The organism is Actinomycetospora sp., assembly GCF_036497245.1.
GTDB lineage: Bacteria > Actinomycetota > Actinomycetes > Mycobacteriales > Pseudonocardiaceae > Actinomycetospora.
This window is the reverse complement of record NZ_DASXJS010000067.1, coordinates 1-16,141: the sequence shown is the minus strand read 5'-3', so window position 1 is coordinate 16,141 and position 16,141 is coordinate 1. Positions and strand designations below refer to the sequence as shown.

General features: G+C 76.7%; 11 protein-coding genes. 4 read left to right on the top strand and 7 right to left on the bottom strand.

Features of this window, described 5'->3' with window-relative positions:
- Positions 1-6 precede the first annotated feature (6 nt).
- The 3 genes from VGI02_RS07455 to VGI02_RS07445 all read right to left on the bottom strand — a co-directional run bounded on the left by VGI02_RS07455 (position 7) and on the right by VGI02_RS07445 (position 6,879).
- Positions 7-4,404, bottom strand: coding sequence for a beta-ketoacyl synthase N-terminal-like domain-containing protein (locus VGI02_RS07455; RefSeq protein ID WP_331626659.1), 4,398 nt, complete (start codon positions 4,402-4,404; stop codon positions 7-9).
- Positions 4,401-6,149, bottom strand: coding sequence for a fatty acyl-AMP ligase (locus VGI02_RS07450; RefSeq protein WP_331626658.1), 1,749 nt, complete (start codon positions 6,147-6,149; stop codon positions 4,401-4,403). The genes VGI02_RS07455 and VGI02_RS07450 overlap by 4 nt, the downstream gene beginning before the upstream one ends.
- Before the next feature lie 142 nt (positions 6,150-6,291).
- Positions 6,292-6,879, bottom strand: coding sequence for a peptide deformylase (locus VGI02_RS07445; RefSeq protein WP_331626657.1), 588 nt, complete (start codon positions 6,877-6,879; stop codon positions 6,292-6,294).
- A 197-nt stretch (positions 6,880-7,076) separates the two neighbouring features.
- Between VGI02_RS07445 and napA the strand changes: the two genes are divergently transcribed.
- Positions 7,077-7,406 carry a nucleoid-associated protein NapA gene (gene napA, locus VGI02_RS07440; RefSeq protein WP_414638213.1) on the top strand — a complete coding sequence of 110 codons (330 nt, stop codon included), beginning with the start codon at positions 7,077-7,079 and terminating at the stop codon, positions 7,404-7,406.
- Positions 7,407-7,483: 77 nt separating this feature from the next.
- Positions 7,484-8,236 carry a LytR C-terminal domain-containing protein gene (locus VGI02_RS07435; protein ID WP_331626656.1) on the top strand — a complete coding sequence of 251 codons (753 nt, stop codon included), beginning with the start codon at positions 7,484-7,486 and terminating at the stop codon, positions 8,234-8,236.
- A gap of 72 nt (positions 8,237-8,308) precedes the next feature.
- Here VGI02_RS07435 and VGI02_RS07430 read toward each other — a convergent pair whose 3' ends face one another.
- The 4 genes from VGI02_RS07430 to moeA all read right to left on the bottom strand — a co-directional run bounded on the left by VGI02_RS07430 (position 8,309) and on the right by moeA (position 14,091).
- Complete coding sequence (locus tag VGI02_RS07430; RefSeq protein ID WP_331626655.1) at positions 8,309-10,648, bottom strand: AAA family ATPase; 2,340 nt, start codon at positions 10,646-10,648, stop codon at positions 8,309-8,311.
- Positions 10,645-11,664: a CDP-alcohol phosphatidyltransferase family protein gene (locus VGI02_RS07425; protein WP_331626654.1), complete on the bottom strand. Its 1,020-nt coding sequence runs from the start codon at positions 11,662-11,664 to the stop codon at positions 10,645-10,647. Before VGI02_RS07425 ends, VGI02_RS07430 begins: the two co-directional genes overlap by 4 nt.
- A gap of 4 nt (positions 11,665-11,668) precedes the next feature.
- Positions 11,669-12,463 carry a phosphatidylserine decarboxylase gene (locus VGI02_RS07420; RefSeq protein WP_331626653.1) on the bottom strand — a complete coding sequence of 265 codons (795 nt, stop codon included), beginning with the start codon at positions 12,461-12,463 and terminating at the stop codon, positions 11,669-11,671.
- A gap of 413 nt (positions 12,464-12,876) precedes the next feature.
- A complete protein-coding gene (gene moeA, locus VGI02_RS07415; RefSeq protein WP_331626652.1) occupies positions 12,877-14,091 on the bottom strand; it encodes a molybdopterin molybdotransferase MoeA in 1,215 nt (404 codons plus the stop codon).
- Between the two features lie 164 nt (positions 14,092-14,255).
- Between moeA and VGI02_RS07410 the strand changes: the two genes are divergently transcribed.
- On the top strand, positions 14,256-15,512 hold the full coding sequence (locus tag VGI02_RS07410; RefSeq protein WP_331626651.1) for a serine/threonine-protein kinase: 1,257 nt from the start codon (positions 14,256-14,258) through the stop codon (positions 15,510-15,512).
- Positions 15,513-15,700: 188 nt separating this feature from the next.
- Positions 15,701-16,141: TCP-1/cpn60 chaperonin family protein (locus VGI02_RS07405; protein WP_331626650.1), on the top strand; the 441-nt coding region annotated here is incomplete at its 3' end.

Genomic DNA, 16,141 nt, shown 5'->3' with positions numbered 1-16,141 from the left:
GCCCGCTCACCGGCTCCGCCCTGCCAGCGCGCCCCATCGGGCGGCGAGGTCGCGGGCGATGGTGTGGGCGTGGGGCGGGTCGATGATCCCGAGGTGGTCGGTGTCGAGCCCGACGACCTCGAGGTCGGCCACCGAGGCGCCCCACCCGCCGTCGGGTCCGAGGCGGTTGTAACGCGGGTCGAGGACCTCGAAGTCCGGGCACGGGTGCAGCGCGCGGTACTGCACCGCGGGCACCGTGAGCCGTCCCGGGACGTGGATCTCGGCGTCGCGGGCGTCGAGGATCGAGGTCCGCTGGTGCTCGAGTGCGGCGGGCCCCCACGGCTCCGGGGCCTGGCTCAGGGCGCGGACGAGCCGCTCGAGCTGGTCGTCCTCGTCGAGCTCGGCCAGCCCGTCGAGGTCGATCGCGAGCACGGTGTCGTGGGTGTGCTCGAGGTGGCGCACCAGCCGGGAGAGCCGTCCCGCGGTGAACGCCCGCGGATCGCCCGAGAGGTCCTGGCCGGGCGCGGCGGACGGCCGCAGCGCGTCGACCAGGGCGACGATCTCGACCTCCTGACCGTCGGCGGTGAGCGCGACCGCCGCCTCCTGGGCGAGGACACCGCCGAAGGACCAGCCCAACAGCCGGTACGGGCCCGCCGGCTGGAGACGTCGCAGCTCGGCCAGGTGCCCGCGCACCCGCCCGGTGACCGGCCCGGGGGACGCGGCGCGCTCGTGGCCGAGGCACGGCACGTCCCGGGGCAGCCCGGCGACGAGCGGTCCGTAGACCGAGGTCGGGGTGCCCGCGGGGTGGAACAGGTGCAGCGGGGTCACCCCGGGCCCGCCCTCGCGCAGCACGGTGACCGCGGGGAGCTCCGTGGGGATCGCGGCCCGGACGGCGGGTCCCCGCGCGACCGTGGGCGTCTCGGGTCCGTGCTCCTGCGCGAGTCGCCGGACCGTCGCCTGGGCGAGCAGCTGCGCCACCGTGATGACCACGCCGAGCTCGGCGTCCAGGAGGCGGCGCAGTCGCAGGGCGCCGAGCGAGTCCAGCCCGATCGCGATGAGGTCGGCGTCGACGTCGAGGCGCCGCTCGTCCAGGCCGAGGACGTCGGCCGCGACCCGTCGGACGCGGTCGAGCCGGGACCTGGCGTCGTGGGTCACCCCGTCCCGGGGCGTCCCGGCCCTGGTCCGCGCGGTGGCGAGCGGGACCCAGTCGCCGTCCGCGGTGCGCAGGTGCACCTCGACGGTGCCGTCGCGGCGCGCGAGCGTGCTGAGCGCGGCGCCCCGGCCTGCCGATCCGGGTCCGGGGTCCGCGAGGTGGTGCAGCTCGTCGAGGAGGGCCCCGCCGGGACCGTGGCGGTGCTCCGCGGCGGCGAGCACCCGCTCGCGCAGCCGCGCCGAGGTCAGGTCCTCCCGACCCGCCTGCGTCTGCCACACGTCGGCCGACCCGCCGGGCAGTTCCTGGTGGGCCCCGAGCAGCGGGTGCGCGCTGATCCCGGCCGGGGCCGGGACCGCGGTGGGCGCAACCGCGTCGGCCGGTTCCGCCCAGAACGTCTCGTGGCGCCAGACCGGCCCGGGCAGGTCGACGACCCGCCCGGACGGGAGCACCGCGGCCCAGTCGACCGCCACGCCGGAGACGTGCAGCTGCGCCTGCGCGGTGCGCAGCGCCCGTACCTCGTCGTCGCCGCGGCGCACCGAGGACAGCAGGACCGGCTCGGTCCCGCCCGCGGCGAGCGTGCGCGCGGTGGCCCCGAGGACCACCGGGTGCGGCGAGAGCTCGAGGAAGCGGGCGTGCCCGTCGGCCCCGGCGGCCGCGACGGCGTCGCTCCAGCGCACCGGGTGCCGGGCCGCGTCGGCCCAGTGGGCGGCGTCGCCGACGGGGGTCAGTCGCGGGTCGTCGCCGGTCGTGTCGTACCAGGGCACGGTCGCGGGCCGGACGTCCAGGTCGGCGAGCTCGCGGCGCAGGGCGGCCCGCACCGGTTCGACGGCCGCGGTGTGGCAGGCCACGCCCAGCGGCAGGATCCGCGCGGTGCGGCCCCACCCGCGGGCGGCGTCGACCACGCGGTGCACGGCGGGAGCGGGCCCGGAGACGGTGAGCTGGTCGGGTGCGGCGTGCACCGCGATCTCCACCGCGTGGCCCGCGTCGCCCGCGATCGACGTGAGCTCGGCGGGGGTGAGCTCCACCGACGCCATGGCGCCGTCCCCGGCCGCGTCCAGCTCGGCGAGCAGCCGGGCGCGGACCGCCATGACCCGCACTCCCGCGTCCTCGGTCAGCGCGCCCGCCGTGACGGCGGCCGCGACCTCACCCATGGAGTGCCCGACGACGGCCGCGGGCTCCACCCCGGCGGCGCGCCACGTCGCGGCGAGCGCGAGCTGCACGCCGCACACGGCGAGCTGGGTGCGCGCGAGATCGGACTCCGGCGGGGGGTCGGTGAGCAACGCGGTGAGGCTCCGTCCGGCGTACCGGACGAACGACGGGTCGAGGCGGGCGACGGCCGCGGCGAAGGCGGGCTCGCCGTCGAGCAGGCCCGCTCCGGTGCCGGGCCACCAGGAGCCGTGGCCGCCGAAGAGCCAGACCACGCCCGGTCCGGCGGTCGGGTCCGGCTCGGTGGTGGCGCCGAGCGCTCCGGCGCCGGTCAGCCGCGCGGCGAGCTCCTCGTGGTCCGTGGCGACCACCGCGAGCCGTCGTCGCCTGCCGGTGCGGCCCGAGGTCGCGTCGCGGCGGGCGAGGGTGTGCGCGACGTCCACCGGGGCCGGGCGCGCCCCGGCGGGCCGGTCGCCCAGCCACCGGCCCAGGGTGCGGGCCGCCTCGTGCAGGCGGTCGTCGTCGGCGGCGGAGAGCAGGGCGACGACGGGCCGGTCGCCGGACGGTGCGGGTGCGGGGGACGAGGGTGCCGCCGGAGCCTCCAGGAGCACGGCGTGCGCGTTGGTGCCGCTGAAGCCGAACGCCGACACCCCGGCGCTCGCCCGTCCGCCGTGGCGCGGCCATGCGGTGGGGTGCCCGACGACACGCAACCCGGTCCCGGCGAGGTCCACGTGGGGAGTGGGCTCGTCCTGGTGCAGGGTCGCGGGCAGCCGGTCGTGGCCGAGGGCGAGCACGACCTTGATCAGCCCGACGATGCCCGCCGCGGCCTCGGTGTGCCCGACGTTGGACTTCACCGACCCGATGAGCAGCGGGTGCTCCGCGGACCGGCCCGCCCCGAGCGCGGCGCCGAGGGCGCCCGCCTCGATGGGATCGCCGAGCGCGGTCCCGGTGCCGTGGGCCTCCACGTAGTCGACGGTCGCCGGGTCGAGACCCGCCGTGCGGTACGCGGCGGTCAGCAGGTCACGTTGCGCACCCGGGTGCGGCGCGGTCAGGCCCTGCGAGTGCCCGTCGGCGTTCACGGCGGTGGCGGCGAGCAGCGCGAGCACCCGGTCGCCGTCGCGCCGCGCGTCGGCGAGGCGCTCGAGGACGACCACTCCGACGCCTTCACCGCGGGCGATGCCGTCGGCGGCGGCGTCGAACGGGGCACAGCGACCCCGCGGCGAGAGGGCCCCGAGGGCCTCCATCGAGGCCTGGCCCTGGGCGGTCGCGAGCACGTTGGTGCCGCCCACGATCGCGAGGTCGATCTCCCCCGCGCGCAGGGCGTGGGCCGCCTGGTGCAGCGCGACCAGGGAGGAGGAGCAGGCGGTGTCGACGGTGAGCGCCGGTCCCCGCAGGTCGAGCACGTAGCCGAGCCGCCCGGCGACGACGGCGGCGGAGGTGCCGGTGGCGTGCCACGGCTCGCCCGGGCTGCCGGGGTAGTCGGTGGAGGACACGCCCACGTAGACGCCGGTGGCGCTGCCGCGCAGGCTCGCCGGGTCGATCGCGGCGTGCGCGAGGGCCTCGTGCGCGACCTCGAGAAGCAGCCGCTGTTGGGGATCGGCCGCCGCGGCCTCGCGCGGCGAGATCCCGAAGAAGCCGGCGTCGAAGCCCGCGACGTCGTCGAGGAAGCCGCCGCGGTCGCAGACGTCGGAGGGCTGGCGGGTCCACCGTCCGGCCGGGACCGGGCCGACGGCGTCGCCGCCGCGCGCGAGGAGCTCCCAGAACGCCTCCGGGGAGTCGACGCCGCCGGGCAGGCGACAGCCGAGGCCGACGACGGCCAGCGGTGCGTCCGCGGCCGGGCGGGGGTCGCCGGTGGACGGCCCGGGCCCGCCGGCGGCCGCGTCGGGTCCGTCCGGGCCGAGCGCGCCGACCAGCGAGGAGATCGTCGGGGACTCCCAGAGCACCGTCGTCGGGAGGTCGACGCCGAGCTCGTCGCCGATCTCGCCGGAGAGCGCCACGATGTCGCGGGAGGAGAGCCCGAGGTCCTCGAGCGGCGTGTCCGCGTCGAGCTCCGCGGGGTCGAGGTCGCACCACGTCGCGACCAGCTCGACGAGCCGTCGGCGCAGGTCGTCGATCGGCGGGGTCACCGGACGCCCGCGGGCTCGGCGGCCAGGTAGGCCTGACGGCTCGCGGCGCGGGCGATCTTGCCGCTGCTCGTGCGGGGGAGCTCGTGCGGCGGGACGAAGCGGACCTCGCGCACCGGCACCCCGTGCTGGGCGGATACCGCGCGACGCACCGCCTTGGCCGCGCTGCCGTCCTCGTCGTGGTGCCGCCGGACGGCGAGCACCACCACCTGTTCGCCGTCGCCGCCGTCGTCCACCCCGAAGGCGGCGACCAGGCCCTGCCGCACCTCGGGGTCCGCCGACTCGGCGGTCGCCTCGAGGTCCTGCGGGTAGTGGTTACGGCCGTCCACGATGATCATGTCCTTGAGTCGCCCGGTGACGAAGAGGCGCCCGTCGTGGACGGCGCCGAGGTCGCCGGTGCGCATCCACGGCCCGGCCGGGAGCCCGCCGCGGGCGTCCTCGGCCAGCGTGGCCTCGAACGTCTCCCGCGAGCGCTCGCCGCCGCGGTGATAGGCCCCCGCGACGTTCGGCCCGCGGCACCAGAGCTCGCCGACCGAGCCGTCCGGGCACGGCCGCCGCGTCGCGGGGTCCACGACGAGGACCGACTGACCGACGGCGGACCCGCACGAGACGAGCGCGCGCGCCGCGTCGTCGCCGGCCGCGGTCGCCACCGCCTCCCCGGTCCGCAGCCGCTCGGCGTCGAAGGCGACGGCGTGCGGCTCCTCGTCCGGGGGGCCGGTGGCGACGAAGACGGTGGCCTCGGCCAGCCCGTAGGAGGGGCGGTGCGCCCCGGGCCGGAACCCGACCGGGCCGAAGCGCTCCGCGAAGCGCGCGATGGTCGCCGGGCGGACCGGCTCGCTGCCGTTCACCAGGGCGGCGACCCCGCGCAGATCCAGCCGCTCGAGGTCGGCGTCACGGACCCGGCGCACGCAGTGGTCGAAGGCGAAGTTCGGCGCGGCGGCGAAGGCGCCGGGCGCCCCGGCGAGCAGGTCGAGCCAGCGGGCGGGGCGCTGCACGAACGCCGCCGGGTCGATGAGGTCCGAGCCCAGACCGGTGCAGGCCGACAGCAGGACCCCGGTGACCAGCCCCATGTCGTGGAACAGCGGCAGCCAGGTCACGCAGCGGTTGGTGTCGCGGTGCAGGCGGTAGGCCTCGACGAGCTGGGCGCAGTTCGCGGCGACGTTCGCGTGGGTGACGACGACGCCGGCCGGGGTGCGGGTGGAACCCGACGTGTACTGCAGGTACGCGACGTCGTCGGGCACCGGGGTCGCCAGGTCCGCGGTGCTCCGGGCGGGAAGCGCGTCGGTCGTCCCGTCGAGGGCGAGCACGCGGCCCACCGCGCCGGTGGCCTCCACGGCCCCGACGCTGTCCGGGGTGACCAGGGCCAGCGCGGGCGCGCAGTCCTCGAGCACCGCCCGGACGCGCTCGGCGTGCCCCCGGTGGTCCGGGCCGAACAGCGGCACCGCGACGAGGCCCGCCCGGACCGCGGCGAGCATGCCGACGACGAACTCGAGCCCGGTGGGCAGCATGATCGCGCAGCGCTCGCCGGGCCCGGCCACCGTGCGCAGCCTGCGGGCCAGGTCGTCGGAGTCCCGCTCCAGCTCGGCCCAGGTCAGCGAGGACCGGTGCGGGGGTGACACCGCGTGGTCGGTGACCGTGAACGCGGTCGACGTGCCGCGCTCGGCGGCCCACATCGCGGGGCCGGCGACCATCGGAACGGGGCCCGCCTCACAGGGGCCGGCCACCGGTTCGGTCTGGACCGTCGTCACAGGGGCGCTCCCGGTCTTCTCGGACGTCAGCGAGGACGACCGCGCCCCCGCCTCCGGTCAACGAGCCAGCCCGCGACCACGATGCGGCTTGCTGTGATCGTGTCGTCACTCACCGTGTCTACAAGGGTGGTCAGAACGGGGCTCAGTGGCCGAAGGGGTCCGGGTCGAGGCCCGGCATCCACGAGAGGCCGGGCACGCCCCAGCCCTGGTCGCGTACCGCCCGCTTGGCGGCCCGCTTGTTCCGCCCGATCAGCCGGTCGGTGTAGAGGAGGCCGTCGAGGTGGTCGGTCTCGTGCTGCAGGCAGCGGGCGAAGAACCCGACGCCCTCGACCTCGACGGGTGCGCCCTCGACGTCGCGGCCGGTCACCGTGGCGTGCTCCGCCCGCCCCGTCGGGAACGACTCCCCGGGCACCGAGAGGCAGCCCTCGGCGTCATCGTCCTCGTCGGGCATGGTCTCCGGGACCTCGTCGGTCTCGACGGACGGGTTGACGACGACGCCGCGACGCCGCTCCCCGTCGAGCTCCGGGTCGGGGCAGTCGAAGACGAACACCCGCCGCCCGACGCCGATCTGGTTCGCGGCGAGGCCGACCCCATGGGCCGCGTCCATCGTCTCGAAGAGATCCTCGACGAGGGTCCGCAGCTCCGCGGAGCCGAACTCGTCCTCGTCGAACGGCCGCGTCGGGGCGTGCAGGACGGGTTCGCCGGTGATGACGATCGGGCGGACGGTCACGGCGCGGCAGCGTAGTGATCAGGGGTGTGGGGGCGGGCGGCGGTGGTGACGCCGTGCGTTGCCAGGGAGTTGTCGGAGGGCCGTGGTTGAATGGAGGTCACCGGAATGACACCCGTGTCATTCGGGTACGGATCTCCGGCGTCGGCACCGCAGGCACGGCCCGGAGCCCGGCGGAACGAGCCTCTCCGAGGAGAGTGATGGACGCTCCAGCAGCCTCGACCGACCCGGCGCTGCCCACCGGCCTGACCGGGCGGCACGCCTCGGCTCCTGACGACGGCATGACGCGTCGCGACCGGGAGATCCTCGCCTTCGAGCGCCAGTGGTGGAAGTACGCGGGCGCCAAGGAGCAGGCGGTCCGCGAGCTCTTCGACATGTCGGCCACCCGCTACTACCAGGTCCTCAACGCCCTCGTGGACCGTCCCGAGGCGCTCGCGGCCGACCCGATGCTCGTCAAGCGACTGCGCCGGCTGCGTCAGACACGTCAACGTGCCCGTGCGGCGCGTCGGCTCGGTGTGGAGCCGACCTAGTGTTCTCCTGATCCCCGACGAGGTCGACGCCCGGTGAGTACGGGCGTTCCGACCGGCATCGGAAGGGGAGCAGGGTCATGACGGGTCCCGGGGCGTCCGGCGCCTCCCGCTTGCGCATCGCGGGTGTCGCGCTGCTCGGCGTGGCAGCCATCGCCGCCGTCGTGGGCCTGATCAGTCTGGGCGGTCAGGGCACCTCGAGTGCGCCGGCCGCGCCGCCGACGGCCACCGGTGCGGCTCCGGGGCTCGGCCAGCCCGGCGCCGCGGCGCCCGGTGCGCCCCCGCCCGGCGGTGCCGCGGCGGGACAGCCCGGCGCAGGCCTCCCCGGCACGGGGACGGCGCCCGGTGCCCCGACCCCCGGTGCCGCGCCGCCGGTCGTCGGCGCCCTGCCTCCGGTGGCCGTCGCGCCGCCGATCGTGCCGGGCGGTGGCAGTGGCGGTGGCGCTGGTGGATCCGGCGGCACCGGATCAGGTGGCGGTGGTGGGAGCAGCGGCTCCGGTGGCGGCGGTGGCGGGGGTCCCGCGGCCTTCGCCGGCGTCCCGGTGCGTGTCTACAACAACTCGATGATCGTCGGGCTCGCGGAGAAGGCGGGCGACCAGATGCGGGCCCGGGGCTTCGACGTCATCGAGACGGGCAACTACGCGCAGGGCGTGATCCAGGAGAGCACGGCCTACTACCGCCCCGGCACCGGCGAGCAGGGAGCGGCGGACGCCGTCGCCGCGGCGTTCGGCATCCACTCCGAGCCGCGCTTCCCGGGCCTCGCGAACGCCTCGCCCGGCGTCATCGTCATCGCCACCAACAACTGGGGCCAGAACGCTCAGCGGGGTTCCTGACCCGGGTCCGGCCGGCATGAGGGAGTGGCCCCGCCCGCTCGTCAGGTGACATCCGGCCGCCCGCAAAGGTGGTCACCCCCGGTTCGCGTACGCCTCCAGGTCGGCGAGCTGGCGGGGGTCCAGCGAGGGCCGGACCGCCGTCCGCGCGGCGGCGAACTGCGCGGCGGTCACCTCGGTGGAGTCCAACGACTCGCGCATCGCGGTGAGGGCGGCCTCCCGGACCAGCGCCGAGCAGTCGGCCGCCGAGTACCCGTCGAGGTCCGCGGCCAGGGCGGCCAGGTCGACGTCGGAGGCCAACGGCGTCGCCTTCGACGCGGCACGCAGGATCTCGGTCCGGGCCTCGGCGTCGGGCGGTGGCACGTAGATCTGGCGCTCCAGCCGGCCGGGACGCAGCAGCGCCGGGTCGATCAGCTCGGGCCGGTTCGTCGCGCCGAGCACGACGACGTCGCGCAGCGGCTGTGCCCCGTCCAGTTCGGTCAGCAGCGCCGCCACGACCCGGTCCGCCACTCCGGCGTCGGTGGACCCGCCCCGTCGCGGCGCGAGCGCGTCGACCTCGTCGAGGAAGACGAGCGCCGGTGCCGCGTCCGCCGCGCGGCGGAACAGCTCGCGGACCGCCCGCTCGGACTCGCCGACGTACTTGTCGAGCAGCTCCGCGCCCTTGACGACGAACACGTTGAGCCGACCGGTCCCGGCCAGCGCCCGCATGAGGAACGTCTTCCCGCCGCCGGGCGGGCCGTAGAGCAGCACCCCGCGCGGCGGCTCGACCCCCAGGCGGGCGAAGGAGTCCGGATAGCTCAGCGGCCAGAGCACGGTCTCGGTGAGCGCCTGCTTCGTCTCGACCATGTCGCCGACGTCGTCGAGGGTCAGCCCGCCCGAGTGCAGCGTCTGCGACCCCGATGCGGACAGCGCGACCGGGCGCACGGAGGCGACCGCGCCGAGCAGGTCGTCCTGGCACAGGCGGAGGTCCTCGTCCTCGGGGCCGGGGCCCCGCAGTGCCGCCTGCACGGCGGCCTCGCGGCGCAGCGCGACGAGGTCGGCCGCCACGAAGCCCGGGGTGCGGGTCCCGACGACGCCGAGGTCGACGTCGGCCCCGAGCGGCACCTCGCGCAGCAGGACGCGCAGCAGCTCGGCGCGGTCCCGGTCGTCGGGGGCGGCGAGGCCGAGCTCCCGGTCGACGAGGTCGGGGGTGCGCAGCCGCGGATCGACCGACTCGGGCCCCTGCGCGGTGGCCACGAGCGCGACCCGACCGGAGGCGACCACCGCGCGCAGCTCGTCGAGCACGACCGTGGCCAGCGGCGGCGGATCCGACGACGGGAGCAGGGCCTCGACGTCGGGCACCAGCAGCACGGCGCGCTCCTCGCCGGTGGCGGCCTCCCGGGCGCGCCGGCACGCCGTCCGCACGCGTTCCGCGGCGGCGCCGGCCTCGAGGGCGGCGGCCGCCGGCGCGTCGAGCACGACGAGGCGCACCTCGGCCTCCGCGGCGACCGCGCGCACCAGCGTCGTGCGCCCGACGCCCTCGGGCCCCACGACGAGCACGCCCAGCCGCGGCGCGGCGCCCAGGCGGGTCAGCAGCTCGGGACGCCGGAACACCAGGTCGAACCACTCGCGCAGCCGCCGGGCCGCGTCCTGGTGCCCGACGAGGTCGCTCACCGCGGGCGGGGGTGGTTCCGGGGCCGCGACGGGGGTGGCGGCCGCTGCCGGGATCGCGGAGGACGCCGCCGCGAGGGTCGGCCCGGGCACGGCGGGACCGGCGGGCGGGGCGCCGGCGAAGAACCCGGACGGGGTCCACCGCGCGGCGTCGGCCCCGGGATCGGCCCCCGAGCCGGTCTGTGGGCCGCCCTGCCAGGCCACGACGGTGCTCGGGCCCACGACGTAGGCCCCGCCCTGTTCGGGCTCCGCGGTCACCACCGTGACCAGCTCCGTGGTCCACGTGCCGCCCAGCTCGGCGGAGAGCCGGGTGCGCGTGCCGACGGCGTCGGCCCCGGGGACGGGGGCGAGGTCCTGGGGGAGCAGCGAGACGGTGTCCCCGGGCGCGAGGACCTTGCCGGTCAGGGCCAGGCGCACGGTCTCCGGGGCGAGGGCGGTGGACGCGAGCCGCGAGCCCGCCACCGTGATCGTGCGCGCCGCCGTCACCGTCACCGGCTCGACGGCCACGGCCGTCCCGGCGACGATCCCGGCGTTCACCATGGCGGTCTCGTCCAGGGTGGCCGTGCCCGGCGAGACCGGGACCGTGGCCGGAGCGGCGAGGGCGACGGTCGCGCGCGTGCCGACCACCCGGACCGCGTCCCAGGCGACGAGGCCGAGGGCCGCGAGCACCTCGCCGTGCAGCCGGACCACGCCGCGGCGGGCGTCGGCGGCCGAGGTCGACAGCTGGGCGGTCAGCGTGACCTGCGGGACCGGGGCCCCGGTCACGGCCGCTCCTGGTTCGGCCGCTCCGGACCGGGTCGCTCCGGGTTCGGGCGGTCCTGCCCACGACGGTCCTGACCACGGCGGTCCGGACCCCGCCGCCGGGAGCCGCGCAGCCCGAGCCGCCGGGAGCCGGCGTTCCCGACCCGGTCCCGGTTCATCGTCCGACGGCCCGCCCGGGCGGCCGCCCCGGCCACGCGGCGCGGCAGCGGGCGGCGGGGCGGGAGGAGCCCGAGACGCCGGTGGGCCCGCCGGACCGCCCGGCGCTGGCGCGGCGGCACGTGCCAGACCTCGGGGTGCCGCTCCAGCCAGCGATAGCGGTAGACCGCGTACGGGATCGTCGCGAGGTAGAGCACGATCGCGACCGGGTAGAGCGCGAACGGCACCACGACGACGGCGGCCGCGACGAGCGCGACCAGCACGAGGGCCGGGGCGACGGCGGACGGCGGCACCCGGACGCTCTTGAGCGACGACGTCGGGATCCGGGAGATCATCAGCCCGGCCGAGAACACCGTCCAGATCGCCACTGTCACGGGCGCCGACCACCAGCCCGGGCCGAGCAACAGCTCCGTCGCCAGCGGGGTCAGCGCGACCAGCGCCCCCGCGGGCGAGGGGACACCCACGAAGAACTCGCCGGCGAACGGTGGCGCCTCGGCGTCGTCGGAGAGCGTGTTGAAGCGCGCCAGCCGCAGGGCCGTCGACACCACGAGGACGAGCGCCACCACCCACCCGACCCGCAGGTCGTGCAGCGACCACAGGAACAGGATCAGCGCGGGGGAGACCCCGAACGAGATGCAGTCCGACAGCGAGTCCAGCTCGGCGCCGATGCGGCTGGTCGCGTCGAGGAGCCGGGCGAGGCGGCCGTCGAGGGTATCGAGCACGCCCGCCAGCGCGATCGCGGCGACCGCGGCCACCTCGTTGCCGCTGAGCATGAACTGCACGCCCGACAGTCCCGAGCACAGCGCCAGGACGGTGACGGCGTTGGGCAGCAGGCGCACGCCGGGCGCGGTCGACGCGGGCACGGCCTCAGCCTCCGTCACGGGGCGCCGCGGACGGGAGGGTCGCGAGCACGGTCTCCGCGCCGACCGTGCGCTGTCCGGTCTCGACGCCGATCTCGGCGCCGGGCGGCAGCAGCAGGTCGACGCGGGAACCGAACCGGATCAGTCCGTAGGTCTCGCCCGCCGCGACCTCGTCGCCCGCGGCGGCGTCGCACACGATCCGCCGGGCGACGAGCCCGGCGATCTGCACGACCGCCAGGTCGCGGCCCACGGTGTCGCGCAGCCACAGCGAGGTGCGGGAGTTGGCCTCGCTGGCCTCGGGCAGGTCCGCCGAGACGAAGGTGCCGGGCCGGTGCTCGACGGCCAGGACCTGGCCGTCGGCCGGCACCCGCTGGACGTGCACGTCGTAGACCGAGAGGAAGGTGCTCACGCGGGGTCGTGGACCGGCCGGGAAGCCCTTCGCGACGAGTTCGGGCGGGGCCTCGGCGTCCCCGATCACACTGACGGTGCCGTCGGCGGGCGCGACCGCGATGTCGGCCCGGCGGGGCGTCGCCCGGTGCGGGGCCCGGAAGAACGCGGCGACCGCGGCCGTGGTCAGGACGGCGCCGAGCGTGCCGCGACCACGGGCGGCCCGGACGGCGAGGGCGCCCGCGGCGACGGCGCCGATGACGGGCCTGCCGCCGGGGTGCAGCGGCGGGATCGTCTCGCGGACGAGGTCGACCGCGTGGAGCACGGGGTGTCGTCGAGGCGCGGGCAGCTGGTCCCGGGCGGTGGCCCCGGGGTCACCGGGTGCGGGTGCGGGGGAGCGGTCGGGCGCGACCATCGGTATGGGGATCCCTCGGTCGAGGTGCGGACAGGGCCGAACCTATCGGGCGGCGCGGAGGAACGGCGCAGCGGAACCGGGGTGTGCACGAACGGCGACAGGGGTGTGTCCGGACGAAGAGGTGCCGGGGCCGCCATCCCCCGAGACGGCGACCCCGGCGTGAACCGCTCGTCCGCTCCCCAGCGACAAGCGGTTGGTCGACGGCGATCGTCACTCGATCGCCCATCGGACTACCCCGGTCGAACTCCCCGGCGTCCCCGCCATGAGAGTTCTCACACATGGTGCCCGATCTTCGTCAGGAGTCCAAGGGCGATTCCCTCGGACAGCCCATCAGGAGCACTCGCCCGGCGGCTCGACGGCGGGTCCGTATGCAGTCCGGAGCCTCAGGAACGGTTCAGGTGACGCGACATCGATCACCGCATCGGGTCGAGGATCCAGACCTCCACCTCGGTGTCCTCGGCGACCTCGGTGACGTCCTCGGCGACCACGAACAGGCAGTCGGCGAGCGCCAGGGCGGCCAGCAGGTGCGAGCCCGCCGCCCCGACCGGGCTCACCGTGCCCGTCACCGCGTCGAGCCGGCCCCGGCGGAACTGGCGCCGCCCGGCAGGCGAGCGCAGCGCCTCCGAGACCCGTGCGCGGACCCGCGGCCGCCCCGGGTGCGGGTGACATCCGGCGGCGCGCAGCACGGGCCGGACGAAGACCTCGAACGAGACGAGCGAGCTGACCGGGTTGCCGGGGAGCGTGACGACGGGGACCGCGTGCCCGTCGTGGGAGTAGTGACCGGCGCCCTGCGGCATGCCCGGTTGCATCGCGACCTTGACGAAGTCGACGCCCCGCGAGGCGAACGCGTCCTTGACCACCTCGTAGGCGCCTGCGCTCACTCCTCCGGAGGTGAGGACGAGGTCGGTGGGCTCGACGAGCGCGGCATCGAGGGTGGCGAGGAACTCCTCGACGTCGTCCGGGACGAAGCGGAGCAGGCGTGCCTCGCCCCCCGCGTCGTCCACGGCCGCGGCGAGCATCGGGCCGTTCGACTCGTGGATCTGGCCGTGGCGCAGCGGCTCGCCGGGGGCGACGAGCTCGGAGCCGGTCGAGAGCACGAGCACGCGCGGACGGCGGTGCACGACGACCTCGGCGGCCCCGACCGCGGCGGCGAGCCCGATCTGCGCCGGTCCGAGCACGGTGCCCGCCGTCAGCACGACCTGCCCGGCGGTCACGTCCTCGCCCGCCCCGCGCACGCTCTGCCCGGCGTCCACGGCCCTCTCGACCGTCACCGTCGCGCCCGGCAGCCCGCCGTCGGTCCATTCCACCTGCACGACGGCGTCGGCGCCCTCGGGCAGCGGTGCCCCGGTCATGATCCGGTGGGCGGTGCCCGGCGCGAGCGGCGGACCGTCCACGCGTCCCGCGGGGACGTCCTCCGGCACGGGGAGCGTGACCGGCAGCCGATCGAGATCCGCGGCCCGCACGGCGTAGCCGTCCATCGCCGAGTTCGCGAACGGCGGCAGCGCGAGGGGTGAGGCGAGGTCCGCGGCGAGGACCCGGTCACGCGCGTCGGCGAGCCGGACCGTCTCGCTCCCGGTGGCCGCGACGAGGGCCGCGACGGTGGCCGCGTGCTCCTCCACCGGACGCATCGCGGCGGGGTCGCCGTGGTCGTGCCCGTGCGCGCCTGTCGGTGCCCCCCCTGTCGGTGCCCCTACTGTCCGTGCGTCGTCGCCCACCGGGTCATCGTGCCCGGCGGGACACGGCGGGCCCGATCGGACCCGGTCGCCGCGACCCGGCGACTACCCTCGGCGCCGTGTCGGTACCCCCGTCGGACGGAGTGACACCGGGTGGCACCCGGTCGGTCGCCCCGGCGCGCTCGGAGGATCTGAGCGGGACCTCGCTCGGCCGGTTCCGGGTCGAGTCCGTGATCGGCCGCGGCGGGATGAGCACCGTCTACCGCGCCACCGACACCCGCCTCGACCGCCGGGTCGCGCTCAAAGTGATCGACCCCGCGCTGGCCGGTGACGAGGAGTTCCGCGCCCGTTTCCTCGACGAGGCCCGCAACACCTCGGCCGTCGACCACCCCCACGTCGTGCCCCTCTACGACGTCGACCGTGCGGACGCCGCCGGCGGCGAACGCCTCTACATCGCCATGCGCCACGTCGACGGCCGGGACCTCGCCACGCTGATCGGCGGCCGCCCGCTCGCCCCCGAGCGGGCCCTGCGCCTGCTCGACCAGGTGGCCGACGCCCTCGACGCCGTGCACGCCCACGGCCTGGTCCACCTCGACGTCAAGCCGGCGAACGTGCTCGTCGAGACGCGGGGCGGGCTCGAGCACGCCTACCTCGCCGACTTCGGGCTGACCCACCGCGGCGCGACCGGGCACCGCACGCACGGCGGGGACTTCCTCGGCTCGCCCACCTACGCGGCGCCCGAGCACCTGCGCGGCGAACCGGTCGGCGCGCGCACCGACCTCTACTCGCTGGGCTGCGTGCTCTTCACGTGCCTGACGGGCCGGGCGCCCTACCGGGGCTCGGTCACGGAGGTCATCGACGCCCATCTCGTCGGTGAGGTGCCCGCGGCGACGGCGGTGCTCGACGCGACCGCCACGGGGGCCGCGCCGCTCGGCCGCGAGGTCGACGACCTGGTCCGCCGGGCCCTGGCCACCGACCCGGCCCGGCGTCCCGGCAGCGCCCGGGAGCTGGTGGCGTCCGCGCGGACGGCCCTCACGCGCCGCCCGTCGTCGCGCCCGCCGGCACCGTCCCGTGCGGGGGCGCCGTCCGGCCCGCCGTCGAACGGGACGGGACGCCCGCCCGGACCGATCCCGCGCCCGGCGACGGGCCCGGTCCGGCGCACCCCGGCGGGGCCTCCCGCCACCCCGGCGCGCGGGGCGGCGGCGCCGGGAGTCCGGACCAGCGCTCCGCCCCGGCGCGTGCAGGCCCCGGCCGCCCCGGCCGACCTCGGGGCGTTCGGCCCGGGGGCGGGCTCGCGGGGCCCCGTCGTCGCGCTCGTGGTGGCGGGCGCGGTCGTCGTCGTGCTGGTCCTCGTGCTGGTCCTGGCCCTGACCTGACCTCCGGCGACGCCCCGCCCACCCTGAGCCGCTTGCACTCACCCCACCCGAGTGCCAGACTCGCTGTTGGCACTCTCTAGGTTCGAGTGCCAGGTCGGGACGGTGAGGCCGGCGGAACGGAGCCGGTCGTCCGTCGCGGGCACCGCGCCTGGCCGAGTTACGTGTCTCTCATCGGAGGACCACCAAGCATGGCCAAGATGATCGCGTTCGACGAAGAGGCCCGTCGCGGCCTCGAGCGGGGAATGAACAGCCTCGCGGACGCCGTCAAGGTGACCCTCGGCCCGCGCGGCCGGAACGTCGTCCTGGAGAAGAAGTGGGGAGCCCCCACGATCACCAACGACGGCGTCTCGATCGCGAAGGAGATCGAGCTCGAGGACCCCTGGGAGAAGATCGGGGCCGAGCTCGTCAAGGAGGTCGCCAAGAAGACGGACGACGTCGCAGGTGACGGTACGACCACCGCGACTGTCCTGGCGCAGGCGCTGGTCCGCGAGGGCCTGCGCAACGTTGCCGCCGGCGCCAACCCGATGGCCCTGAAGAAGGGCATCGAGAAGGCCACCGAGGCCGTCTCGCAGTCGCTCCTGAAGTCGGCCAAGGAGGTCGAGACCAAGGAGCAGATCGCTGCCACGGCC